Genomic DNA, 22,408 nt, shown 5'->3' with positions numbered 1-22,408 from the left:
GCGCCCGGCCGGAGCGCCGGGCACCGCACCCGCGCACGTCAGGCCGGCGGGGTGACCGTCCGGCCGAAGTGCCGGGCGAAGAAGCGGACCGCGCTGTCCGCCTCGAACCTGGGCAGCTCCTTGTGCCCGCCCGCGTTGGCGTGCAGCGTCTTCTCCTTCGAGGCGAAGGCATCGAACAGCGCGAGACCCGCCGCGCGCGGGATGTGCTCGTCGTCCCACTGCAGGTCGAACTCGATCGGGACGGTGATGCGCCGCGCCTTCTCGGCCAGGGCGTCGGGCCAGTGCTGGCCGAAGACGGCGGCCGTGATCCTGGGTTCGACCGCCACGAGCGGTACGCCGATCGCGGTTGCCATGTTGAGGCCGAAGTAGCCGACCTGGCCGTCGGCGCCGATCTCCGGAAGCTCCTGGAGGGCGTCCAGGGCCGCCCGCCACTCGGGGACGGCGAGCTCCGCCAGGTGGGCGTTGTAGCGGACGACGACCGGGCCCTCCGGTTGGCCGGCCGCCCTCGCCCGGTAGAGCGCGGCGATCTCCGCCTCGTCGTGCGCGGTGCGCGGCCGGTCACCGTGACCGGGTGCGTCGATGACGGCGACGTGGAAGCCGCAGCCGGTCACGAGGAGGTGCGCACGGCCCGCCATGGCCGGTGCCTTCTTGTGGGTGCCGCCGCCGTGCCCCATCAGCACCAGGGGTGCCCGGTCGGCGCCGGACGCGGGCGACCAGAGGACGCCGGGGACGTCGCCCACGGTGAAATCGCGTTCGATCATGCCGTTCGACGACGACTCGGCGGTGAACTGCAGTGCGTGCACAGGTGTTGCCCTTCGGGAGTGCCTTGGTGTCGAGGCGCTCCCGGCGACGCACCTACGTCGATCGTCCGGCCGTGACGGGAAGGGGGAGCACCCACGTCGATCCAGCGGTCATGGGTCTCACCTCCTCGGGCGGTGTCACGGTCGAGCGAAAGCTACCAGCCCGATCATCGTCCCTCCACCCCTTTTCCCGGCCGGGTGACCACCGCTCCGGGCGCCCTCGGGCCGGGCGCAACGCCCCCATCGCCGGGCGGGGTTCGCCGGGCGTGACGAACGTGCCGTCGGGCGTCAGGGGCAGGTGGCCGCCGGTGCGTCGCGCAGGTGCGGCGGTGTTCCCGCGGGGGCCTGGCGGCGGACGAAGGCGGAGCGGAGGCCGTGGTAAGCGGCGCGGGGGTCGAAGAAGGCCTCGCGCATACGGGCCAGTTCCGCGGCGCGGTGGGACGACAGCGGACGCTCCGCCTCGCGGCGTTCGGCGTCCGCCTTCTTGGCGGCGATCCGGGGCTGCGTCCCGGCGGTGCGGGCCAGCCGGGCCGCCAGGCGGGCGACATCGGGGCCGAACTCCTGCGGGCCGCACATCAGAAGCCGGTCGACCAGGCCGATCCGCAGGGCGGCGGCCGCGCCGACCGGGAGGGCCTGCTCCGTCAGGCGTTCGGCCATGGCGCGGCCGACCCGGCGGGGCAGGGAGTACGTCCAGTACTCGGAGCCGTACAGACCCATCAGGCGGTAGTGGGGGTTGAGCACGGCGCCCTGGCGGCACCAGACCTCGTCGGCGGCGAGCGCGAGCATCACGCCGCCCGCGCCCGCGTTGCCGCCGAGCGCGGCGACCACGAGACGGTCGGTGGTGGTCAGGACCGCCTCGACCAGGTCGTCGATGGCGGTGATGTTGGCCCAGGACTCGGCGGCCGGGTCCGCGGCGGCCTCGATGGTCTTGAGATCGATGCCATTGGAGAAGACGTCCCGGGCGCCGCCCAGCACCAGCACCGAGGTGGGACGCGAGCGGGCATGGCGGTACGCCGCGAGGAGCCGGCGGCAGTCGGCGGCCGACATGGCCCCGCCGGGGAAGGTGAACGACAGGATGCCCGCGGCGCCGTCCTCGCGGTAGCGGATGTCGGCCCAGGTGGCGCGGTCGCCGGCGAGTTCCGGGGGCAACGGGTCCTCCGGGAGCGCGGGCAGCAGCGGCCCGAGGGCGGTGACGGCGGGGAGGGCGAAGGTGGGCGGTCCGCCGGGGGCCGACCGGGGGCGCAGCCGGGGGATCCAGACCGCTCCGTCGGAGGTCGCCCGGCACACCGCGCCCGCGCGCGTGGCCAGCAGCCGCCCCGGCGCGCCGCGCAGCCGGTCCTCGGGGTGGCCGCCGTGCAGGAACCAGCGCGCGCCCAGGAGTTCGTCGAGGACCCCGGGCCGCGAGTCGGCGGCGCGCAGTTTGCGCAGCACCGCATGGGTCGGGTCGGCGGACCAGTCGATGCGCCGCTCGTCCTGGGTGACGGCGGGGCGGGCCCGGACGACCGCCCTCAGCGCCGGGTCGCTCTGCGGGCGGGGGACGTACGCGCCGGAGGCGAAGCGGTCGACGGCGAGCAGGACGGCCTCCATCGCCGCGTCGGAGATCTCGCCGCGGTACAGGTCGCTCTTGCCGACCGGGGGCATCGCGCAGTCCACCGAGGCCCAGACCGGGCCCGCGTCCATCTCCTCCTCGGCCTGAAGGACCGTCACACCCCATGCGGCGACGCCCTCCTGCACGGCCCGGTCCAGAGAGGCCGGGCCGCGGTCGCCGGGTGGGCCCGGATGCACGATCAGGCAGGTACGGGCGGATCGCACCTCTGCGGGGATCGCCGCCTTGAGCATGGGCGCGACGACGAGCTCCGGTTCGTGGCGGGCGACCGCCGCGCGCATGGCGTCGCCGTCCGGTGTCACCTCCACGGCGACGGTGTGGCCCAGTTCGCCGAGTTCCGCGTACGCGCGCTGCGTCAGACTGTTGAATGCCGACGCCATGAGCAGGATGTGCATGACGACCTCCCGGGCCGCCCGGCACGATCGGGGAGGGGAGCACCGCCCGGCCTCCAGTGATGATGCCTGCCGTACGGGCGCCCGCGGGTGCGGCCCCGCCGCCGGTTCACCCGATCGCCGCCCGGCGGCCCGTCCCGGGGCCGGGCCGGGACCCGGGGGAGCGGGAGGAGCCCGTCGAGGGCGTTCACTCCGTTGCGGTCGGCGGTCGGCGGTCGGCGGTCGGCGGTCGGCGGTCGGCGGTCCGGGGCCCGCGTCCCGCGGTCTGCGTCCCGCGGTCTGCGCGGGGCGGGCGGGACCGATCGGCATCTTGACGCGCACGCATCAAATCGATAGGTCTACACCAGATGCATTTGGTACAGACCAACTGCGCGTTCCCCCCACGGGAGGCCCGGATGCGAAGAACTCTGGCCCTGGTCACCGCGCTCGTCGGAGCGCTCGTCCTGCTCCTCGCCCCGCCCGCCGCCGCGGCCGCCCCGAGCGCGGCCTTCGTCAAGACGTCCACCTGGGAGACCGGATACCAGGGGCAGTACACGATCACCAACGGCGGCACCACCACCCTCAGCGGGTGGACCGTCGAGTTCGACCTGCCGTCGGGCACGAGCGTCGGCTCCTACTGGGACGCCCTGCTGACCCAGAGCGGCAGCCACTACACCTTCAAGAACCGCGACTACAACGGCACTCTCGCGCCCGGTGCGACCGCCGTCTTCGGCTGGGTCTCCTCGGGCACCGGGGCGCCCGCGAACTGCAAGCTCAACGGCGGTTCCTGCGCGGGCACCGGCGGCGGACCGGACACCACCGCGCCCAGCGTTCCCGGCGGGGTGACCGTGGGCTCGGCCACGTCCTCGTCGCTCACGGTCCGCTGGACGGCCTCCACCGACAACTCCGGCAGCGTCGCCGGCTACGAGGTCTCGCGCGACGGCGGCACCCCCGTCACCGTGACCGGCACCTCGTACACCGCCACCGGGCTCCAGGCGAGCACCGGCTACTCCTTCCGGGTCCGCGCCAAGGACGCGGCGGGCAACACCTCCGCCTACAGCGCGGCCGTCAGCGGGACGACCACCTCCGGCGGCACCAACCCGCCCCCCGGCGGTGTGCGCACCGCGCCGTATGTCGACATGGGCGCCTGGCCGACGCCCAGCCTGACCACGCTGTCCTCGGCGAGCGGTCTGAAGAGCTTCACCATGGCCTTCATCACCGCCTCCGCCTGCAAGGCGATGTGGTTCAACGCCTACGACCCGCGCGACGGCTGGAACAAGGACCAGATCGACGCGATCCGCGCGGCCGGCGGGGACGTCAAGATCTCCTTCGGCGGCGCCACCGGCATCGAACTCGCCCAGGCCTGCGGCACCGTCGACGCGCTGTACAACGAGTACAACGCGGTGGTCAACGCCTACGACCTGACCTACGCGGACTTCGACATCGAGGGCGCGGCGACCGCCGACCCGGCCTCCGTCGCCCGCCGCTCGCAGGCCCTGGCCCGGCTCCAGCAGGCCCACCCGGGCCTGCGCATCTCGCTCACCCTGCCGGTTCTGCCGGAGGGGCTGACGGCCGACGGCCTGGCCGTCGTGCGGTCGGCCCGGGACGCCGGGGTGAACCTCGACGTCGTCAACATCATGGCGATGGACTACTACCGCAACGCCGACTACGGCGACGCGGCGATCCAGGCCGCCAACAGCACCTTCGCCCAGCTCAAGTCCCTCTACCCGGGCAAGTCCGACGCCCAGGTGTGGGCGATGGTGGGCGTCACGCCGATGCTCGGGCAGAACGACGACGGCCGGATCTACGACCAGGCCGACGCCCGCCAGCTGGTGAGCTTCGCCCAGGGCAAGCACCTCGGCCTGCTCGCCTTCTGGGAGACGACCCGGGATCGCAACGCCTGCACGGGCGCGCTGTACATGTGCACCAACATCCCGCAGTCCCCGTACGAGTTCTCGCGGATCTTCGCGGGCTACACCGGCTGACACCCCGCCGGCCCCCCGCCGGCACTCCTCCGGCGCTCCTCCGGCGCTCCGGGACGGGCCGCCGCCGTATGCGGAATACGGCGGCGGCCCGCTGCTTTCCGGCCGATGTGGAGGCGATGTGTCGATGCGTGAAGGCGCTTTCACGGAGTGCCCCGCTCCGCTGAGTCCATTCACCCGGGCGCCCAGCCCACCGCAAGTGCGACACAACGGATAGTACACATTGTGAACAACCGGTGACCGAAAGTCGCGGAGCGATGTGACGGGCGGGCGTCCGATGCACAAGACTCCTCGACGTCCGATATCCGGATCGAGTGCCGAAGGAGTGTTCGCTATGCGGTTCAGTGCGGTGGGGACCTGCCTGACCCTGGTGGCGGCGGTGTGTTCGGCGGGAGTCGCCGCCGACTCGGCGGAAGCCCGGCCGACCGGGGCGACGAGCCTGTACGCGCCGTCCGCGCTTGTCCTGTCCGTCGGGAAGGGGGAGGACGCCGCGACGGCGACGATACAGCGCGCGGTGGTTCTGCGCTGCAAGCCGACCCCGTACGGCGACCACCCGAATCCGGCGGCCGCCTGTGCGCGACTCGCCGCGGTCCAGGGGGACTTCGAGGTCCTGACCGGCGCCCCGGCGGGCGTGGCCTGCACCCGCGTCTGGGACCCGGTCGTGGTCACCGCGGACGGGGTCTGGGAGGGGCGGCGCATCGCCTTCGCCCAGACCTTCGGCAACCCGTGCATGCTGCGCGGCAGCGACACGGCCGGCGTCTTCGCCTTCTGACGCCGATGCCGTGACCAAAGGCCACGGGGTTCACCGTGGGGGAGAGCCCTGTGAGGGGGCGGCCGACTCGTGGGACGGGGTCGGCCGCCCCTGTTTTGGCGTCGCGTCCCGTGCCCGCCCGTGTGACTTCCGTCCCTCGCGGGCCCGCCCGCTCCGCGCGGAGCCGTACTGCCGTGGTGCCGTCAGATCGTCTTGATCTGGCCGCCGTCGATGGTGAACTCGGCGCCCGTGACGTTGCCGGCGACCGGGGAGGCGAGGAAGACGACCAGGGCGGCGACCTCCTCGGGCTCGGTGATGCGCCCGGTGGAGATGCCCATGCTGCGCGGTACGACCTCGTCCAGGGCCTCCCGCGCGGTGGTCCCCGCCGCCGCGGCCGTCTGGTCGGCGAAGGCCCCGGGGGCGGTCCAGAAGGGCGTGCGTACGGGGCCGGGGGCGACCGCGTTGACGCGGACACCGCGCGGTGCGAACTCCTCGGACAGTGACTTCGTGAGGTTCGCCAGCGCGGCCTTGGCGGCCGAGTAGTCCACGACCATGGGGAAGGGCAGGCGCGCGTTGACGGACGTGATGTTCACGATCGCGCCGCCGCCCGCCTCCAGCATGTGGGGGAGCGCGGCGCGGGTGGTGCGGACCGCGCTGAAGAAGGAGATCTCGAAGACGCGCCGCCACTCGGCGTCGTCCACCTCCAGGAAGCTGCCGCGGGACGTTCCGGAACCCACGTTGTTGACCAGGATGTCGACGGCGCCGTAGCGCTCCGCGGCCTGCCGTACGAGTTCGGCGGGGCCGTCCGGTGTGGCGAGGTCGACGGCCACCGGGGTCACCTCGTGGGCGTCCTGGAGGGTTCGCGTCTCCGGGGTGACGCTGCGGCTGCCCGCGACGACGCGGACCCCCTCACGCGCGAGCGTCTCCGTCACCGTCAGGCCGATACCCCGGCCGGCTCCGGTGACCACCGCGACCTTGCCCTGAAGCTGCAGTTCCATGGGGACCCCTTCGGGATGGGCGCATGCGTATCGAGCCTGCGGGCGCGGCGGCGGGCCCGCCATCGAAGCGCCGCCGGGCGGGGGCCGGGAGTGAGGGAGGGGCGGATGCCTGTCTCCGCGCCTCGTCCGCGCGCGGCACCCTGTGCGACGCGGTGGCCGGCATCAGTCGTACGCGGTGGGGGACTTGACGGGGCATTGGTCTAGTCCTACCGTCATCCCTCCATCGCAATGTTCACGGGTGCATCCAATGTTCATCCATGTGAACATGCCGTCTCCTGGGAAGGCGTCCCCCCATGTCCCACAGATCACACGGCCTCCTCTCCAAGGGCATCTTCGCCCTCGTCGCGGCGCTGGTCGCCGCCCTCCTGGCCGCGCTGCCCGGCAGCGGGCGCGCCGACGCCGCGCCGGCTGCCTTCAGTCACCCCGGCGTCCTGGTCAGCCGTGCCCAACTCGACTTCGTCCGCGGCAAGGTGCAGGCCGGCGCGCAGCCCTGGAAGGGCGCGTACGACCAGATGATGGCGTCGTCGTACGCCTCGCAGTCGCGCACCCCCAAGCCGCGCGCCGTCGTCGAGTGCGGCTCCTACTCCAACCCCAACTACGGCTGCACCGACGAGCGCGAGGACGCGATCGCCGCCTACACCAACGCGCTGGCCTGGTACATCAGCCGTGACGCCAAGTACGCGCAGAAGGCGATCCAGCTGATGGACGCCTGGTCGGCCACCATCACCGACCACACCAACAGCAACGCCCCGCTGCAGACCGGCTGGGCGGGTTCGGTGTGGCCGCGCGCGGCGGAGATCATCCGCTACACCTACACCGGCTGGCCGAACGTGAACCGCTTCGCCACCATGCTCCGCAACGTCTACCTTCCCGAGGTCATCAACGGCTCCAAGAGCAACGGCAACTGGGAACTCAGCATGATGGAGGCCGCCGTCGGCATCTCCGTCTTCCTCGACGACCGCACCTCGTACGACAAGGCCGTCACGCGCTACCTCAACCGGGTCGCCGCGTACGTCTACCTGGACACCGACGGCGCGCTGCCCAGGACCGTGCCCGGCAGCGGGCTCGACACCCGCGACGAGATCGTCGGCTACTGGCAGGGCCAGTCCACCTTCGTGACCGGTCTGACCCAGGAGACCTGCCGCGACTTCACCCACACCGGCTACGGCATCTCGTCGATCTCGCACGTCGCGGAGACCAGCCGGATCCAGGGCGAGGACCTGTACCCGCAGGTCGGTGAGCGGCTGCGGCAGGCGCTGGGTTTCCAGTCCAAGTACCAGCGGGGCGAGGCCGTGCCGTCCTGGCTCTGCGGCGGGCACCTCAACCTGGGGCTCGGACCGGTCACCGAGGTCGGCTACAACGCGATGCACAACCGGCTCGGCTACGCCATGACCAACACGCAGGCGCTCACCGAGTCCCAGCGCCCGGCCGGCAGCAACAACCTCTTCGTCGCCTGGGAGACCCTCACCCACGGCGATAACCTCTCCTGATCCGGCAGAGGTGATCGGCGGCGGAGGGAACAGGCCATGCCCGTACGTGTCGAGCGCAGCGGACCCGTCACCACGGTGGTGCTCTCGCGCCCCGCGGCGCGCAACGCCGTGGACGGCCCGACGGCACGTGAACTGGCCGATGCCTTCCGCGAGTTCGACGCCGATCCCAAGGCCTCGGTCGCCGTGCTGTGGGGGGAGGGCGGCACCTTCTGCGCGGGTGCCGACCTCAAGGCCATCGGCACCCCGCGCGGCAACGCGGTGACCGACGTGACCGATGGGGCGGACGGCGAGGGCGGCGGGGACGGCGGGGACGGTCCCATGGGGCCGACCCGCCTGCGGCTGGGCAAGCCGGTCATCGCGGCGATCTCGGGGCACGCGGTGGCCGGCGGCCTGGAACTGGCCCTCTGGTGCGATCTGCGGGTCGCCGAGGAGGACGCCGTGCTCGGGGTCTTCTGCCGACGTTGGGGCGTGCCCCTGATCGACGGCGGGACGGTACGGCTGCCGCGGCTGATCGGCACCTCCCGCGCGATGGACCTGATCCTGACGGGGCGTCCGGTCGACGCGGCCGAGGCGTACGCCATGGGCCTGGTCAACCGGGTCGTCCCGGCGGGGGAGGCGCGCGGCGCGGCCGAACGCCTCGCGGCGGAGATCGCGGCCTTCCCGCAGACCTGCGTACGGCACGACCGCCTCGCGGTGCTGGAGGCCGAGGGGCTGGAGGAGACGGCCGCGCTCGAGGCGGAGCTGCGGCACGGCCGGGTGTCCCTCGCGGAGGCGGGGGAGGGCGCGGCGCGCTTCTCGGCGGGGGCCGGGAGGCACGGCGCTTTCGAGGCGAGCTGACCGGCGCGAGCTGACCGGCGCGGGACGACCGACGGGGGCCGTTCCGCGCCGGTCGCCCGGCTGACCTGCGTCCATCGCGTGTCCGCCGTGTGTGGTTCGGCCGATTCCCGTGTGTGGACCACGGACGCGCTCTGGACATTCGCATGTCATGGGCACTTAAATCTGGCACCGCCTCATCTCCGCACCCGGGCCCGCCCCACCGTGGCCGGACGCAGATGCGGGGACCGCGCACGCCCCCCACCAGAGGAGCACGATGCAGCCCAGCACCAGACGTGCCGCGACCGCTATATCCGCGGCGCTGGCCGCGACCGCCGTCACAGCCGCCCTCCTGACGCCGTCCGCGGCCTCCGCCTCCGGACGCGACCTGCCCTCCCGGGCCACCGGCGTCGCCCGCGCCGACACCGCCGTCACCGCGAACGCGGCCCGGCTCGCGATCACCTCCGCCCAGGGCCGTACCGTCCGCGACGTCGTCACCGACGCCGACGGCGCCCAGCACGTCCGCTACGACCGCACCTACCGCGGACTGCCGGTCCTCGGCGGCGACCTCGTCGTCCACCTCGCCCCGGGCGGCGCGTACGAGGGAGCCGAGCGGGCCACCCGCTCCGACCTGGCCGTGCCGACCACGACCCCCGCCGTGAAGGCCGCCACCGCCGCCGACAAGGGTCTGGCCGCGCTGCGTTCCGCCCACCGCTCCACCGACTTCCGGCAGGCCAAGGCCAAGCCCCAACTGGTCGTCGACGCGCTGCACGGCACGCCCCGCCTGGCCTGGCGCACCACTGCCGTCGGCCTCGACAGCCTGGGCAACCCCGCCGCCCGCGTCGTCCTCACCGACGCGCGCACCGGCGCCCGCATCGACGCCTGGGACGCCCTGGAGACCGCCACCGGCGACGGCAAATCCCTGTACGGCGGCACCGTGTCCCTGGAGACCACCCTCAGCGGCAGCACCTACCAGCTGAAGGACCCCACCCGCGGCAACACCTACACCGGCGACGCGCAGAACAAGACCGACCTGTGCATCTTCGGGATCTGCTTCTCCCGGGCCCCCGCGGTCCTCTTCACCGACGCCGACAACCACTGGGGCACCGGCACCACCGCCGACCGCGCGACGGCCGCCGTCGACGCCCAGTACGGCACCGACGAGACCTGGGACTACTACAGATCCGTCCACGGCCGCAGCGGCATCGCCGGCGACGGCAAGGGGTCGTACAACCGCGTCCACTACGGCAACAACTACAACAACGCCTTCTGGGACGACAGCTGCTTCTGCATGACCTACGGCGACGGTGACGGCACCACCTTCGGGCCGCTGGTCGCCCTCGACGTCGCCGGGCACGAGATGTCCCACGGCGTGACCTCGCGCACGGCCAATCTCACCTACTCCGGGGAGTCCGGCGGCCTCAACGAGGCCACCTCCGACATCTTCGGCACCCTGGTCGAGTGGTACGCGGGCAACGCCTCCGACCTCGGCGACTACCTGATCGGCGAGCGGATCGTGAAGTCCGGCTTCGGCAAGGCCGCGCTGCGTTTCATGGACAAGCCCTCCAAGGACGGCAGCTCCGCGGACTGCTGGAGCTCGGGCGTCGGCAACCTCGACGTCCACTACTCCTCCGGCGTCGCCAACCACTTCGCCTACCTGCTGGCCGAGGGAAGCGGCGCCAGGACCATCAACGGCGTCAGTTACAACAGCCCCACCTGCAACGGCTCCACGGTGGGCGGCATCGGCCGCGACAAGCTGGGCAAGATCTGGTACCGCGCCCTCACGGTCTACATGACCTCCGGCACCAACTACGCGGGCGCCCGCACCGCCACGCTCAAGGCCGCCACCGACCTGTACGGCGCGTCGAGCGCCGAGTACGCCGCGGTGGCGGCGACCTGGTCCGCCGTCAGCGTCAACTGACCCCCGGCGGATCCGTGGCCCCGCGGGACCGACCACTGCCGGGTCGGCCCCGCGGGGCCCTGCCACATGGGCCTCGTGTGACGAGACCACCGACGCCGCGACGGCCGTACGCGCGCACGCGGGGCCTTCAACGCCGCGGCGCCGTCAGGCCGATTCGCCCGCCGTCCACGGCCGGAGCTTCTCCGGGTTGCGGACCGCCCAGATGCGGGAGACACGGCCGCCCGTGACACCGAACGCCGCCACCGTCACGGTCGCCCCGGTGTGCTGGGCGACCAGGCCGGGCCGGCCGTTGACCGTCCGCTCCAGGAGCGTCAGCCCCGGGGTCCTGCCGGCCATGTGGACCAGGTACCGGGCGATGCGCTCACCGCCCTCGACCGGGCGGAGGACGGCGCCGACCAGTCCGCCGCCGTCCGCGACCATCGTGGCGTCGGGGTCGAGGAGGCCGACGAGGGCCTTGATGTCCCCGGCCTCCCAGGCCTCCTTGAAGTGCCGTACCACTGCGGCCTGCTCGGCCGTCGGCGCCGCCTGGCCCTGCGCGTCGCGGACACGCCGACGGGCCGAATACGCCAGTTGCCGGCAGGCCGCCGGCGTCCTGCCGACGATCCCGGCGACCTCGGGGAAGGGAAACCTGAAGACGTCGTGCAGGACGAACGCCACCCGTTCGGCAGGCGTCATCGACTCCAGCACGACCAGGAAGGCCATCGTCACGGACTCGTCCAGGGTGACCCGGTCGGCGGGGTCGGCCGCTTCCGCCCTGCCGCCGCCGACGGCCGGCCCGGCGGTCCACTCCGAACGGTCGGGCAGCGGCTCGGGTATCCAGGAGCCGATGTAACGCTCGCGCCGGACGCGGGCCGAGCCGAGCAGGTCCAGGCAGACGCGACTGGCCACGGTGGTGAGCCAGGCGCCGGGCGACTCGACCGCCTCCTGCTGCCGCCGCGACATCGCGTACCAGCGGGCATAGGTCTCCTGCACGGCGTCCTCGGCCTCGGCCAGCGAACCGAGCAGCCGGTAGGCGAGGTTGATCAGATGACGCCGCTCGCCGACGACCGCGCCCAGGTCGGGCTCGGAACCGTACCGCTCCGGCTTCGATGGGGTGCTCATGGCCGCGACCGCTCCCTGGTTCGTCCCGTCCGCTTCCGCTCTCGTTCCTTCGACGGAACACCGCCCCCGTTTGTCAGGCCGGTGCTCGGCCTGACAGTTCACGGGCCCGGGTCGTCGGAGTGACGGGACCGTACAGATCCGCACCCCTGCGACAGAAGAGGGAACGCGTCATGGCCACGCAGACAACGGCAGAACACCGCAGCCTCACGTTCCTCCAGGTCGCGATCGCCCTGCAGACCGCGGCGATCTTCTTCCAGGCGGTCACCGCCGGAGTGCTGCTCTCCTCGTCGCACGGCGAGGTGCTGCACGGTGTGGGAGCACGCGTGATGTACGGCGCGTCGATGCTGTACGTGCTCGCCGCGATCCTCGCGTGGCGCCCGGGCGGGGGATCGCCCCGCCCCATCCTGTACGCCTCCGGTTTCCTCGTCCTCGCCTCGGCACAGGTGGTGCTGGGCATCACCCACATGCCGTCGCTCCATGTCCCGCTGGGCGTCCTGATGTTCGGGCTCAGCGTGCTGGCCCTGGCCCTGGCCGTGGACGGCCGAGGGGCGTCGTCTTCGATCAGTCGGTCGGGTCGGCCATGATCTCCCGGACCTCCTGCGCACAGCGGCACGCGGCGGCGAGCTCGGCGGCCCACTCCAGCGCGTTCTCACGTGAGGGCACGTCGATGATCGCGAACCCGCCGAGCACCGCCTTGGTCTCCGGGTACGGGCCGTCGGTGACGGTCCCGTCGGTGGCCACGACGCTCGCCCGCTGCCTTTCCAGTCCACCGCCGAAGACCCACACACCGGCGTCGCGGGCCTTGCCCACCACCTTGAGCGAGGCCTCGGCCACCTCGGGCAACTCCTCCTCGGGGAAGGTCATCGCGCCGTCGTCGAACGAGATCAGATACCGGGTCATGCGTGGCTCCCTCGGTCGTCGGCCGCCATCGGCCGCCTCTCACCCTACGGCGCGCACCCTCTGCCGGAACGGCATTCGAACACATTTCCGGGACGCGCCTGGAAGGGCGGCCAGTCAGAACCCGGCGGAGGCGGGAGCGGTGGCCGTTCGTGCTTCTCGCCCCGCGCGTCCACCGCCGCCTTGCACCCCGGGCAGGCGGCGTCCCACTCCGGCACCCACGGATACGGCGAGGCAGCGATGCCGTCATGCCGCATGCCGTCCTGCCGCACAGGGTTGTGCCGAAGCAGCCGTGGGCATGGGCGAGGCCGGGCACATCTCACGCCCGCGCACGTCGCACGTCACGGACCGATCGTTCCATCCGCAGGACGGTGGGCCTCCAGCACTGCGAGGGCCGCGGCGCGCAGATCACGTTCCCAGCCGGGCTGTTGCGCGGGGTCGAGCCACTCGCTGTACACGGCAGCGGTGTCGAGGAAGTGCGTCTCCTCCGGGGTGGCGGCCGCGACCGCGTAGAGTCCGCACGCCACCTCGACGGGGGTCGATTCACCCTGGACGAGCGCCCGCGCACGGTCGAGGAGCACCCGCCTGCCGGCGGTCTCCTCGTCCGGAACCGGGATGCCGAGCTCGCTCAGGGCCCGTCGGTACAGCTCACGGATCACGTCCGCGTCGTCGCGGCGCGACAGCCCGGCGAGTTCCCGCAGCGCGGGCGAGTCGTCGCCGTCCACGAGCGCGTGCGCCGCGAGCATCGGCAGGTCCTCGACGGGCACGATCCCCGCGACGTACCGCCATGCGCTGTTCCGCAACCGTTCGGCCATGCGGGCATCATGCGACGAGGCGGAACGCCGGGGCCAGGGAATTTTCCCGGCGGCAGGTGCGCCCGCTCGGCCAGGGTGCCGATCGAGCAGGCGTCGGCATCTGTCCGCACAGCCTGTCGGCCTCACCGACGCGTACCCCGCAGCCCGGTTCGGGCCGACCTCTCGGGGCGGGCGACGCGAGGGTGTGCGCCGACTCCCGAGGGGTCATGCCGCCTTGGGATACTCCGCTGATGGACGGCTACGAGGGGGCGGCGACGCTCGAGTGGTGGGCCAATGGGTCCACGTGCCTGGGCAGGATCGGTGTGCGGGTCGAGATCGGCGTCGTGGGCTCCGCCTGGACCTGCGAGGCGAGATTCGACGGCCCGCTGTCGGCCGACGAGCGGGAGGCTTTCGGGTTCCTGATGGACCTCGACCCCGTCGTCACTCTGCGCTTCGACGAGGGGAGCGCACTCCTGGCCGACGTCGTCGAGGCCGACCCGGCCGGATGCCTCGTCCTCACCGCGCATGAATCGCCGGAGTCCGCCGGATCCGGGGGGTGCGGCGGCAGGGGTGCCCCGGACATGGCGGGTGGCTAGGCGTCGTCGCGGTGGAACTCCTCGGTGCTCGAACAGGATTGGTCGGCGTCGGCCACCAGGCACAGCGTCGGGGCGCCCGGATCACCGGTGCTGGTGAACTCCAGCGGGCAGCTGCCGCCGCCTTCCACGCTGATGGAGAAGCCGCGATCCGCGGTCGCGTCGGGCGCGTGGGCCCCGCCGCCACTGGGCACCAGGAAGGCCCAGCGCCCCGAGTCGATGTCGGCGATGCCTTCGCAGCCGAACGACTGGACACCCGAGTTCTCCAGATGGCGGGCCGTGAACGTGCGGTCGGAGTCGAAGCGGAAGATCGCGCCCGCACGGTTGGACCACTGGCCGTACAGAACCTGGTCCGTCACCTCGACGGGGCTCTCCGCGCACGAGAACACCAGGAAGAGCGCACCGATCGTGCAACCGGCACCGGCGATCACGGCTCGCCGTCGGAACGCCGTCATGAATGTCCACCACCCATAGGGCCATGTCGCGGAGGGGCCGGGTCCCCGCCCGCATCGGCCGGTCCGTGGAGGGGCCGATGCGGGGCCGGGGAGCCCGCGGGTCAGAGGTCGAGCAGATGGATCCGGCGGCGGGACGAGGTCGGGGTGCCGAGCGTGATCCGGGGGCGGGTCCTGGTGGGGGCACCGGGGACGGCGCGCTCGAGGTGGACGCGGCCGCCGAGTTCGACCAGGCCGTCCGGCGCGGGGGCGGTAAGGATCTGGGAGCCGCGGCCCTGGGCGATGTTGAGGGCGCGATCGAGGAGGTCGGTGAGCAGGAGCGCCGCCGAGCCGGTCGCCTCGACCTCGTCGACGCCGTCGCCGCGGCCCGGGAAGCCGCGGGCCCGGACGCGTCCGGCGGGCTCGTCCTCCCAGGCCCAGGCGTAGACCCACTCGCCGGGCGGCGGGACGGGCAGCGCGTCCACCTCCTCGGGTGAGGCGTACTGCCGCAGGCTACGGGGCGGCGCCCACTCGGGGCTGGCCTCGAGCCAGGTGAACTCACCGTCCAGGCGGACGCCCACGACGCCCGCGGGGGTGATCAGTTCGGGGGCGTCCAGCAGCCAGGCCGCACCCAGGCAGGGGGATCCGGCGAAGGGCAGTCGGCCGTCCGCGGAGCGTATGTCGATGATGCCCCGCTCGGGGTCGTCGACGAACACCGTCTCGGGGGAGCCCGATCGCCGGGCGAACGCGACGCGGTCCTGCTCGTCGGTGACGGTGCTTCCGTCACGCACCACGGCGAGCCGGTCGCCGTGGTCGCCGTCGGGTCCGCAGAAGACCCGCACTATGTCGTAGCCGGTCATGGTCGCAGCCTGCCTCATGCCTGTACGACGGGGGAGAGAGGAGCCGGGGCGGCGAGCGCGCCGCCCTGGAGCGTGGTAACGCGGTCGATGAGGATGCCCACGAGTACGGCCGCGGCGATCATGCACGATTCCGCGAGCGCGAGCAGCGGAATCGAGGCCGGATCGATGCGACCCGCGGTCAGGAGCGCCAGCGCGTGTCCGAGCCAGGCCGCCCACCAGAGGTTCACGACCGTCTTGTCGCGCGTCTCCTGCCACGAGACCGAACTCGCGCGCCCGATGTCCAGGAGCACCTGACGCGGGGCGAAGAGGTTGACCAGCGGGACGAACCACACGCCGATGGTCCAGCCGCGGGACGGGAGGGACGCCTGGGGGGTCAGCGCCCGCGCGTTGTGCCGTGCCCGTGCGAGCCAGACGAGGAAGAGCACGATGGCGAGCATCATGGCGTAGGGGAAGACCATGGAGACCATGCCGGAGGTGTGCAGGGTCTGCTGCGTGGGATGGAGGAAGTCGTCCCGGAGCTCCACCGCCCGGAATACGTCCAGGATCGCGGCCACGGCTATCGCCGTCTGCGCGCAGCGGGCAAGGAGCAAGGGGGATTTGGGGGGCTTGCTGGACATCGTGGATGGCCTGTCTCGGGTCGTGCGCGGCTCCGGTGGACACGGGAGCGGAGTGATCATAGGGGTTGAGGGCCGCACATGTGTACGGGTTGCGGGCCCTCATCCGCGGGGCTGTACGTCCCCCACCACATGGGCGAGTGTGCCCGCCGGGGCGGCGCGCTCGTCGGGGGGCATGCCCGGGTGGTGCCCCGCCGGTACGGGCAGGCCCGCGGGCACGGTGTCGGCCAGCGACAGGCGGGAGACGATGCGGTAGCGGTCACCGCGGTAGAGGGAGTGCACGTACTCCACGGGGCGGCCGGCGGCGTCGCTGGTGAGGCGGTCGAAGAGCAGCGCGGGGGAGAGCACCGGTACGTGCAGCAGCCGGGCCTCCTCCTCGTTGGCGACCGTGGGCTCGATGGACTGGACGGCCTCGTGGACGCGGACGCCGTGCCGCTCGCGCAGGTACGCGTAGAAGTCCCCGGACTCCATGTCGGCGGCGCGCAGCCCCGGCACCAGGTCGGCCGGAACGTGCAGGTACTCGACGGCCATCGGCTCGCCGTCGACGAGGCGGAGCCGGGCGATGTAGACGATCTCGGCGGCGGGCGACACCCGGAGCTTCCGGCCGACGCGGGCACCGGCCCGCACCGTGGCGAACTCCAGGACGCGGCTGAGCCAGTGGCCGGAGGCCTGCGGCAGGCTGAAGGCGCTCTCCCCCTGGGCGAGTTCCTGGGTGATCTTCGCGGGGGCGACGAACATGCCGCTCCCGTGGCGGCGGACGAGCAGTCCGGTGGTGACCAGTTCGTCGACGGCCGAGCGCACGGTCGGCCGCGAGACGTCCAGTTGCTCGCACAGGGCGCGCTCCGACGGGATCGGGGTGCCCGGTGCCTGTGACTCGACGAGCTCCAGGAGGTGGTCGCGGACCCGTTCCCGCTTCAGCGGCGATCGCGGTGCCTCGCCCGTCATGCGCCCCGCCCCCTCTCCGTGGCCGTGCGGTGCCGTGTTCCCGAGGCTAGCCAGTTGCTGACCAGTTCTCCAGCGTTTCCGGTATCGCAGTGCGCGCCGATGCCCCGAATTCCCTTCCTGTTACGGGACTTGACCCCTCATCTGGTCTATGCCACCTTCCCTTACCAGTGGAAGACCAGTTGCCAAGTGGTAAGCCCTCCCCCACGCGCTCCACCCGACTGGAAGGGGTCCCCATGTCAGGACCGTTCCGCACCACCTCCCGGGTCCGCACCGCCGTGGCCGCCTGCGCGACGGCCGGCCTCGCCTGTGCCGGGCTCGTCGCGCTGCCCGCGTCCGCCGCGGCGGCCACGCTCACCGCGCAGTACCGGACGAGCGCGTCCGGGGCCACCGCGGACCAGGCCGAGCCCTGGCTCGAGATCACCAACCGGGGCACCTCGTCCGTCCCGCTCAGCGAGGTGACCCTGCGCTACTACTTCAAGGCCGACAGCTCCAGCGCCGCGTACCGTTTCGCGTGCTCCTGGGCGGTCAAGGGATGCGCCAACATCACCGGTACCTTCGGCACCCTCGCCAACCCCACCGCCACCGCCGACCGCTATCTGGAGATCGGCTTCACCTCCGGCGCGGGTTCGCTCGCCCCCGGGCAGAACACCGGCGACATGCAGCTGCGCTTCTACCGCGCGGACTGGCAGCGCCTGACGCAGTCCGACGACTACTCCTTCAACGGCGCCATGACCGCGTACGGGGACTGGGACAAGGTCACCCTGCAGCGCGGCGGCTCGGTCGTCTGGGGCACCGCGCCCGCCGGCAACGACCCCACGACGCCGCCCACGGATCCGCCGACCACGCCGCCTACCGACCCCAACGCGCCCGCTCTCTTCGACGACTTCAGCTACACCTCCAGCAGCGACCCGGCGCTGCAGAGCCACGGCTGGACCGTGAAGTCCGGCCAGGGCGGCCCGGGCGTGCCCGGCGCCACCTGGTCCCCGCAGGACGTCACCTTCGTGGCGGGCACCGGCGGCAACAAGGTCATGAATCTGCGTCTCACCACCGACGGCACCGCCGCCGGCACCAAGGAGAGCGAGATCCAGACCAGCGCCCGCAAGTTCCGCAACGGCACCTACGCCGCCCGGGTCCGCTTCAACGACACCCCGACCGGCGGCCCCGACGGGGACCACGTCGTGCAGACCTTCTTCGCCTTCACGCCGCTCAACGCGCCGATGGACCCGAACTACAGCGAGCAGGACTTCGAATACCTGCCCAACGGCGGCTGGGGCGAGCCGAGCAACATCATGTACACGACGTCCTGGGAGACCTACAACCCGGACCCGTGGAACGCCGTCAACACCCACTCGGAGAACCGCCAGAGCTACGACGGCTGGCACGACCTGCAGTTCACCATCGACAACAACGCCATCACCTACTACCTCGACGGCCAGGTCTTCGGCACCCACGGCGAGCCCTACCTGCCCGAGACCAGCCAGTGGATCGACTTCAACCACTGGCTCATCGACCTGACCGGCCAGACGGGCAGCACCCCGCGCTCCTACAACCAGCAGGTGGACTGGGTCTACTTCGTCAAGGACCAGGTGCTGACCCCCGCCCAGGTCGCCGCCAAGGTGGCCGCCTACCGCACCGCGGGCACCGTCTTCACCGACACCGTCCCCGGCGGCTGACCGGGTCCCGGGCCGCCGCCCACCGCCACAGGGGCGCGGTGGGCGGCGGCCCGGACGCCTCCTAAGGAAGCGAGCGGCAGTACAGGGCGTCCGGCGTACGGGAGGAGCCGAAGCGGCCGGTGTAGGCGATGCCCGCCGCGTACTCTCCGTCCGCGCACTGGCCCTTGTAGCTGCCGTACGCGAAGTCCCCGCCGGCGCCGGACGCCGGACGGTTGTCGCCCCGGTCGAACCACACGGTGCGCCCGCCGCCGCCCAGGGCGGTGCCCGCGGAGGCGCACAGGGCGCTGGACACGGCCGCGCCGCGCACCGCGTAGCCCACCAGGAAGGAGCCGGCCGGGCACTGGAGCTTGGTGTAGCCCGAGGCCCAGTCACCGCCGGAGGGCACGTACCGTTCGTCGGTGACGACCTGGTACGCCCCGGAGGAGGCCCACAGGTCGCCGGCGCCGGTGTCGGTGCACAGACCCCGGTTGCCCGTATGGGCCAGCCCGATCAGCCGCTGGCCGTCGGGGCAGGCGGCCTTGCGCGCGCCGGAGTCCCAGTCGGGGCGGGCGCGCATGCGCAGGCTCTGGACGAAGTCGCCGTGGTCCGGGCTGAGCATCGACCAGCGGGCGACCGGGGCGACGTACCCGGTGCGGCCCGCGGTGCCGACCAGCCGGGCCCAGGCGTCGGCCCGCCAGTCGTCGCCGTCGTACAGGCCCATGCGCCGGCCGGCCGAGTCCCAGTGCAGCAGGGCCCAGCCGTTGCCGCGGCGGTTCTCGTGCCAGCCGACCAGCGGCCAGTAGGCGAAGTCGGTGTCGGTCTGGATCAGGAAGTCGGTGAAGTTCGCGAACCAGGCGCGGGTCCGCTCGTTCGTCTCCTCCCGGCCGCCGACGCCGAACTCGCTGATCCACAGCGGCGCGGTGTAGTGCCGGCCGGTGTCGGAGGAGACGTAGAAGGCCTGCCGCCGCAGTTCCGCGTACAGCTCGTCGCGGTTCAGGTCGCTGTAGCGGGGGTCGTGGGTCTCGCCGATGCCCGTCGCGCCGCTGTGCCGTGGGCCGGTGTAGCCGTAGAAGTGCGCGGAGTACACCAGCTTCCCGGACCGTACGAGGGTGTGGGAGAGGCGCTGGACGGGCTCCAGGGTGGGGCGGTCATGGGCGAAGCCGTCGATGGGCAGGCCGGTCCAGTTGATGCCCTCGACGATGACCAGCAGGTCGGGATTGGCCTCCTGGAGGATGCGGTCGCCGAGGTGCTGGGAGGCGGCGAACCAGTCGTGGTCGTCGCCGAGACCCCAGTTGGGGTCGTCCCATATCGAGCGGCGTACCTCGTTGTAGAGGTCGGCGCCGACGACGCGCTTGTTGTCCTTGTAGCGCCGCACCATGAACAGCCAGTCCGTCTCCCAGGCGGCCGTGCTCTGCGAGGCGTTCCAGCGCTCGTTGCCGTCCACGCCGCAGCACCAGCGCGTGGTGTTGGTGTGGTTGTTGAGGATGACGGCGAAGCCCGCGTCGGTGAGGGCGGCGACCACGGCGTCGTACACCTGGAGCGGGGTCCTGCCGCGCAGCTGCGGATTGGCGGCGACGGCCGCGTCCGTGACGGGGACCGTGTCGTGGATCATCTCGTCGGAGAACGGCAGCCGGACGCTGTTGACGCCGAGCTCTGCGAAGCCGGCGAGTATCTCGCCGATCGGCGCCCGGTCCAGGCCGAGCGGCATGCGTCCGGAGTTCTCGCCCGCGTGGTGGTTGGCGGGGTCGGCGGTGTCACCGGAGCCGTTCCAGGTGCCGCTGGCGCCGTGCCAGTTCCCGGACTTGAGCTTGAAGCGGTTGCCGTCGGCGTCGACGATGTACCGCCCGCGCGTGCTGAGCGGCGGGGTCCAGGAGGCGGCGAGGGCGGTGGGGACTGCGGCCGCGGCGCGAGCCGGGGGCTCGGATTCCCGTGCGAGCGCGGTCGTGGGGGTGAGCAGGCCCAGGAAGGTGACGAGCGCGGCGGCCAGGGCCGTGAGGGGCCGCCGCGGTGACGTGGCCCGCATGGCTACGGCACCACGGTGTAGCCGTTGAGCTGGTCGACCGCTGCCTGCGGCGAGCCGAGGTCGTAGCGGTCCACGGCCACGTACGTCGGCTTCTTGCGGGCGGCGGGCTCGCAGAAGTTCTGGGCGCGGTTGAGCAGCTTGCCGTTGTCGGTGGCGGCGGTGCCCGCGATGGCCGTGTCACGGAAGTGGTTCATCACGAAGAGCGGGCGGAAGCCGGACTCCTCGCGGTTCAGCGGGACGTTGACCCCGGCGCCGTACCAGCGGCTGTAGCAGGACCAGTCGGAGCTGCCCGCTCCCGAGCCCATGGACCAGTAGTTCTCCACCGTCCACTCCTGCTGGTACATCACGCCGAAGCTGTCGCGCTTCAGAGCGGGGTCGGAACCGCGGGTCTTGTCGCTGAAGATCATCAGCTGTTTGCCCCGCGCCGCGAGGTCGGCCATGGAGGGCCAGCCGCGCTCGCGCACCCCGTCCTGGTCGGGCCGGTAGAGGACGTCGTACAGGCCGTTCACCCGGGCGAGTTCGGAGCGCAGCACCTCGGGGGAGACGTAGTCCTCCAGGAAGACGGTGACGAACTGCCCCGGGTGCTGGCGGAGGAAGTCGACCATCCGCTGCAGGTCCACCCAGAGCGCGACGGGGCGGCTGACGAGCGTGCAGCTGTTGTGGCAGAGGATCGCGCCGTCCGGGGTCTGGTGGATGTCCATCATGAAGCCGCGCACGCCGTCGCCGAGCTGCTGCGTGATGCCGCGCGACTGGTTGGGGAAGAGGTCCACGAAGGGCGGGGCGAAGCCGCCGTCCACGCCGTTGGCGTAGGCGTTGTGGGCGGTCAGGAAGGTGACCTGGTCCAGGGTGCGCCGGTCGGCGGGCGGCATCGCGGCCCGGGGGAGCGGGGCGGGCGTGAGGTACCAGCGGGACAGCGGTCCCGAGGCGCCCACGCGCGGGCGTTCGGGGTACACGCCCCCGCTCGGCGCGTCGCCCAGCGTCAGGCGGTCGGCGGTGCCGGGGACGGTCAGGGCGTACGTTCCGTCGCCGGCCGCGGTGATCTCCCACGCGGCGTTCGCGCCGCCGCACGCCACGATCGCCGCCTCGGCGCCGGAACGCCCCAGGCAGCGGCCCGCGTCGTCGGTGCTGCGCAGTTCTTGGCCGCCGGCCACCGCGGCGGCCGTCCACTGCTGGCGGTCCTCGTTGCCCTTGGGGCGGTGCAGTGCCACGGAGCCGCCGCTGTCGGAGGCGTTGAGGCCGTTGACGGCGCTCTGTACGTATAAGGTGCCGCCGGGCGCGGCGGCGGCACCGGCGGGTGCGCCGGCCGCGGGTGGCAGCCCGGGGACGGTCACGGCCAGGACGGCGGCCGCCACCGCGCCCGCGCGCGGGAGGGAGACGAAGCGGGTGCTCCGAGAGGTAGTCATGGGCATGACATACCACCGGTAACGCTTGCCGTGAAAGGGCCACTTGGGCGGGGGCGGGTCGGACCCGTACGGCTCCCGGTCGAACCGGCGGGGGCCCGCACTCCGCACACGCCGGGCTCGCGGCTTTTGCGCTCGGGGGCGGCGTGGATGTGCGCGGCGGGCCGGCTGTCCCAAGTCATCGCTCAGCGGTCCGATGCCGGGGGCGGTACGCCGTCCGGCCCCCGCCGCCGCGCGTCGTCGGCCCGCGGTGCCCTGCTGTCCGGCTCAGGCCTGGACGACGCCGGGGCCGACCCAGGCTTCGGTGGCCGCTCCGGGGCCGACCCATGCCTGGACGACGCCGGGGCCGACCCAGGCTTCGGTGGC

Annotated in this window: 20 protein-coding genes; 8 read left to right on the top strand and 12 right to left on the bottom strand. The window is 72.6% G+C overall.

Annotated elements, in window-relative coordinates:
• Nucleotides 1–38: 38 nt before the first annotated feature.
• Both AB0F62_RS32420 and AB0F62_RS32415 read right to left on the bottom strand, forming a co-directional pair.
• Nucleotides 39–803 (bottom strand): alpha/beta hydrolase, encoded by a 765-nt coding sequence (locus AB0F62_RS32420; RefSeq protein ID WP_361807472.1) that lies wholly within the window; start codon nt 801–803, stop codon nt 39–41.
• A gap of 285 nt (nt 804–1,088) precedes the next feature.
• Entirely contained in the window at nt 1,089–2,801 is a 1,713-nt protein-coding gene (locus AB0F62_RS32415) for a hydrogenase maturation protein (RefSeq protein ID WP_361807469.1), read from the bottom strand.
• Nucleotides 2,802–3,193: 392 nt separating this feature from the next.
• Here AB0F62_RS32415 and AB0F62_RS32410 point away from each other — a divergent pair, with 392 nt between their 5' ends.
• A complete protein-coding gene (locus AB0F62_RS32410) occupies nt 3,194–4,762 on the top strand; it encodes a cellulose binding domain-containing protein (protein WP_361807466.1) in 1,569 nt (522 codons plus the stop codon).
• Between the two features lie 331 nt (nt 4,763–5,093).
• Nucleotides 5,094–5,531 (top strand): subtilase-type protease inhibitor, encoded by a 438-nt coding sequence (locus AB0F62_RS32405; protein ID WP_361807463.1) that lies wholly within the window; start codon nt 5,094–5,096, stop codon nt 5,529–5,531.
• A 182-nt stretch (nt 5,532–5,713) separates the two neighbouring features.
• Here AB0F62_RS32405 and AB0F62_RS32400 read toward each other — a convergent pair whose 3' ends face one another.
• A complete protein-coding gene (locus AB0F62_RS32400) occupies nt 5,714–6,508 on the bottom strand; it encodes an oxidoreductase (protein ID WP_361807460.1) in 795 nt (264 codons plus the stop codon).
• Nucleotides 6,509–6,801: 293 nt separating this feature from the next.
• Between AB0F62_RS32400 and AB0F62_RS32395 the strand changes: the two genes are divergently transcribed.
• The 3 genes from AB0F62_RS32395 (at nt 6,802) to AB0F62_RS32385 (ending at nt 10,732) form a co-directional block, all read left to right on the top strand.
• The gene (locus AB0F62_RS32395; protein ID WP_361807457.1) at nt 6,802–7,998 is read left to right on the top strand and encodes an alginate lyase family protein; all 1,197 of its coding nucleotides are present in this window, start codon (nt 6,802–6,804) and stop codon (nt 7,996–7,998) included.
• 36 nt (nt 7,999–8,034) lie between these two features.
• The gene (locus tag AB0F62_RS32390) at nt 8,035–8,835 is read left to right on the top strand and encodes a crotonase/enoyl-CoA hydratase family protein (protein ID WP_361807454.1); all 801 of its coding nucleotides are present in this window, start codon (nt 8,035–8,037) and stop codon (nt 8,833–8,835) included.
• 253 nt (nt 8,836–9,088) lie between these two features.
• Complete coding sequence (locus tag AB0F62_RS32385) at nt 9,089–10,732, top strand: M4 family metallopeptidase (RefSeq protein ID WP_361807451.1); 1,644 nt, start codon at nt 9,089–9,091, stop codon at nt 10,730–10,732.
• 144 nt (nt 10,733–10,876) lie between these two features.
• On the opposite strand, the gene sigJ is transcribed toward AB0F62_RS32385, so the two are convergent.
• Nucleotides 10,877–11,833, bottom strand: coding sequence for an RNA polymerase sigma factor SigJ (sigJ, locus tag AB0F62_RS32380; RefSeq protein WP_361807448.1), 957 nt, complete (start codon nt 11,831–11,833; stop codon nt 10,877–10,879).
• Nucleotides 11,834–12,003: 170 nt separating this feature from the next.
• On the opposite strand from sigJ, the gene AB0F62_RS32375 reads away from it, so the two are divergent.
• Nucleotides 12,004–12,417, top strand: a complete 414-nt coding sequence (locus AB0F62_RS32375; protein ID WP_361807446.1) for a hypothetical protein — start codon at nt 12,004–12,006, stop codon at nt 12,415–12,417.
• On the opposite strand, the gene AB0F62_RS32370 is transcribed toward AB0F62_RS32375, so the two are convergent.
• A complete protein-coding gene (locus tag AB0F62_RS32370) occupies nt 12,395–12,733 on the bottom strand; it encodes a YciI family protein (protein ID WP_361807444.1) in 339 nt (112 codons plus the stop codon). The genes AB0F62_RS32375 and AB0F62_RS32370 overlap by 23 nt on opposite strands.
• Nucleotides 12,734–13,071: 338 nt before the next feature.
• Nucleotides 13,072–13,545 (bottom strand): hypothetical protein, encoded by a 474-nt coding sequence (locus AB0F62_RS32365; protein ID WP_361807441.1) that lies wholly within the window; start codon nt 13,543–13,545, stop codon nt 13,072–13,074.
• Between the two features lie 230 nt (nt 13,546–13,775).
• On the opposite strand from AB0F62_RS32365, the gene AB0F62_RS32360 reads away from it, so the two are divergent.
• Nucleotides 13,776–14,120 (top strand): hypothetical protein, encoded by a 345-nt coding sequence (locus AB0F62_RS32360; RefSeq protein ID WP_361807438.1) that lies wholly within the window; start codon nt 13,776–13,778, stop codon nt 14,118–14,120.
• On the opposite strand, the gene AB0F62_RS32355 is transcribed toward AB0F62_RS32360, so the two are convergent.
• The 4 genes from AB0F62_RS32355 to AB0F62_RS32340 all read right to left on the bottom strand — a co-directional run bounded on the left by AB0F62_RS32355 (nt 14,117) and on the right by AB0F62_RS32340 (nt 16,967).
• On the bottom strand, nt 14,117–14,572 hold the full coding sequence (locus AB0F62_RS32355; RefSeq protein WP_361807435.1) for a hypothetical protein: 456 nt from the start codon (nt 14,570–14,572) through the stop codon (nt 14,117–14,119). The genes AB0F62_RS32360 and AB0F62_RS32355 overlap by 4 nt on opposite strands.
• Nucleotides 14,573–14,673: 101 nt before the next feature.
• Complete coding sequence (locus tag AB0F62_RS32350) at nt 14,674–15,408, bottom strand: PhzF family phenazine biosynthesis protein (RefSeq protein WP_361807432.1); 735 nt, start codon at nt 15,406–15,408, stop codon at nt 14,674–14,676.
• Between the two features lie 14 nt (nt 15,409–15,422).
• On the bottom strand, nt 15,423–16,025 hold the full coding sequence (locus AB0F62_RS32345) for a DUF4328 domain-containing protein (protein WP_361807429.1): 603 nt from the start codon (nt 16,023–16,025) through the stop codon (nt 15,423–15,425).
• A gap of 99 nt (nt 16,026–16,124) precedes the next feature.
• Complete coding sequence (locus AB0F62_RS32340) at nt 16,125–16,967, bottom strand: GntR family transcriptional regulator (RefSeq protein ID WP_361807426.1); 843 nt, start codon at nt 16,965–16,967, stop codon at nt 16,125–16,127.
• A 233-nt stretch (nt 16,968–17,200) separates the two neighbouring features.
• On the opposite strand from AB0F62_RS32340, the gene AB0F62_RS32335 reads away from it, so the two are divergent.
• Nucleotides 17,201–18,640 carry a cellulose binding domain-containing protein gene (locus AB0F62_RS32335; protein WP_361807423.1) on the top strand — a complete coding sequence of 480 codons (1,440 nt, stop codon included), beginning with the start codon at nt 17,201–17,203 and terminating at the stop codon, nt 18,638–18,640.
• A gap of 61 nt (nt 18,641–18,701) precedes the next feature.
• Here AB0F62_RS32335 and AB0F62_RS32330 read toward each other — a convergent pair whose 3' ends face one another.
• Together AB0F62_RS32330 and AB0F62_RS32325 are read right to left on the bottom strand one after the other, a co-directional pair.
• On the bottom strand, nt 18,702–20,642 hold the full coding sequence (locus AB0F62_RS32330; RefSeq protein WP_361807420.1) for a cellulase family glycosylhydrolase: 1,941 nt from the start codon (nt 20,640–20,642) through the stop codon (nt 18,702–18,704).
• A gap of 2 nt (nt 20,643–20,644) precedes the next feature.
• Complete coding sequence (locus tag AB0F62_RS32325) at nt 20,645–22,045, bottom strand: PI-PLC domain-containing protein (RefSeq protein ID WP_361807417.1); 1,401 nt, start codon at nt 22,043–22,045, stop codon at nt 20,645–20,647.
• Nucleotides 22,046–22,408 lie beyond the last annotated feature (363 nt).

The organism is Streptomyces sp. NPDC026673, from assembly GCF_040638135.1.
GTDB lineage: Bacteria > Actinomycetota > Actinomycetes > Streptomycetales > Streptomycetaceae > Actinacidiphila.
Note: the sequence above shows the minus strand (reverse complement) of the source record. Positions and strands in the feature narration are given on the sequence as shown.

What these genes read in the sequence shown, in the direction of transcription:
- AB0F62_RS32415 (WP_361807469.1), bottom strand. Translation starts at nt 2,801, where the DNA reads ATGCACATCCTGCTCATGGCGTCGGCATTCAACAGTCTGACGCAGCGC.
- AB0F62_RS32410 (WP_361807466.1), top strand. Translation starts at nt 3,194, where the DNA reads ATGCGAAGAACTCTGGCCCTGGTCACCGCGCTCGTCGGAGCGCTCGTC.
- AB0F62_RS32405 (WP_361807463.1), top strand. Translation starts at nt 5,094, where the DNA reads ATGCGGTTCAGTGCGGTGGGGACCTGCCTGACCCTGGTGGCGGCGGTG.
- AB0F62_RS32400 (WP_361807460.1), bottom strand. Translation starts at nt 6,508, where the DNA reads ATGGAACTGCAGCTTCAGGGCAAGGTCGCGGTGGTCACCGGAGCCGGC.
- AB0F62_RS32395 (WP_361807457.1), top strand. Translation starts at nt 6,802, where the DNA reads ATGTCCCACAGATCACACGGCCTCCTCTCCAAGGGCATCTTCGCCCTC.
- AB0F62_RS32390 (WP_361807454.1), top strand. Translation starts at nt 8,035, where the DNA reads ATGCCCGTACGTGTCGAGCGCAGCGGACCCGTCACCACGGTGGTGCTC.
- AB0F62_RS32385 (WP_361807451.1), top strand. Translation starts at nt 9,089, where the DNA reads ATGCAGCCCAGCACCAGACGTGCCGCGACCGCTATATCCGCGGCGCTG.
- sigJ (WP_361807448.1), bottom strand. Translation starts at nt 11,833, where the DNA reads ATGAGCACCCCATCGAAGCCGGAGCGGTACGGTTCCGAGCCCGACCTG.
- AB0F62_RS32375 (WP_361807446.1), top strand. Translation starts at nt 12,004, where the DNA reads ATGGCCACGCAGACAACGGCAGAACACCGCAGCCTCACGTTCCTCCAG.
- AB0F62_RS32370 (WP_361807444.1), bottom strand. Translation starts at nt 12,733, where the DNA reads ATGACCCGGTATCTGATCTCGTTCGACGACGGCGCGATGACCTTCCCC.
- AB0F62_RS32365 (WP_361807441.1), bottom strand. Translation starts at nt 13,545, where the DNA reads ATGGCCGAACGGTTGCGGAACAGCGCATGGCGGTACGTCGCGGGGATC.
- AB0F62_RS32360 (WP_361807438.1), top strand. Translation starts at nt 13,776, where the DNA reads ATGGACGGCTACGAGGGGGCGGCGACGCTCGAGTGGTGGGCCAATGGG.
- AB0F62_RS32355 (WP_361807435.1), bottom strand. Translation starts at nt 14,572, where the DNA reads ATGACGGCGTTCCGACGGCGAGCCGTGATCGCCGGTGCCGGTTGCACG.
- AB0F62_RS32350 (WP_361807432.1), bottom strand. Translation starts at nt 15,408, where the DNA reads ATGACCGGCTACGACATAGTGCGGGTCTTCTGCGGACCCGACGGCGAC.
- AB0F62_RS32345 (WP_361807429.1), bottom strand. Translation starts at nt 16,025, where the DNA reads ATGTCCAGCAAGCCCCCCAAATCCCCCTTGCTCCTTGCCCGCTGCGCG.
- AB0F62_RS32340 (WP_361807426.1), bottom strand. Translation starts at nt 16,967, where the DNA reads ATGACGGGCGAGGCACCGCGATCGCCGCTGAAGCGGGAACGGGTCCGC.
- AB0F62_RS32335 (WP_361807423.1), top strand. Translation starts at nt 17,201, where the DNA reads ATGTCAGGACCGTTCCGCACCACCTCCCGGGTCCGCACCGCCGTGGCC.
- AB0F62_RS32330 (WP_361807420.1), bottom strand. Translation starts at nt 20,642, where the DNA reads ATGCGGGCCACGTCACCGCGGCGGCCCCTCACGGCCCTGGCCGCCGCG.
- AB0F62_RS32325 (WP_361807417.1), bottom strand. Translation starts at nt 22,045, where the DNA reads ATGACTACCTCTCGGAGCACCCGCTTCGTCTCCCTCCCGCGCGCGGGC.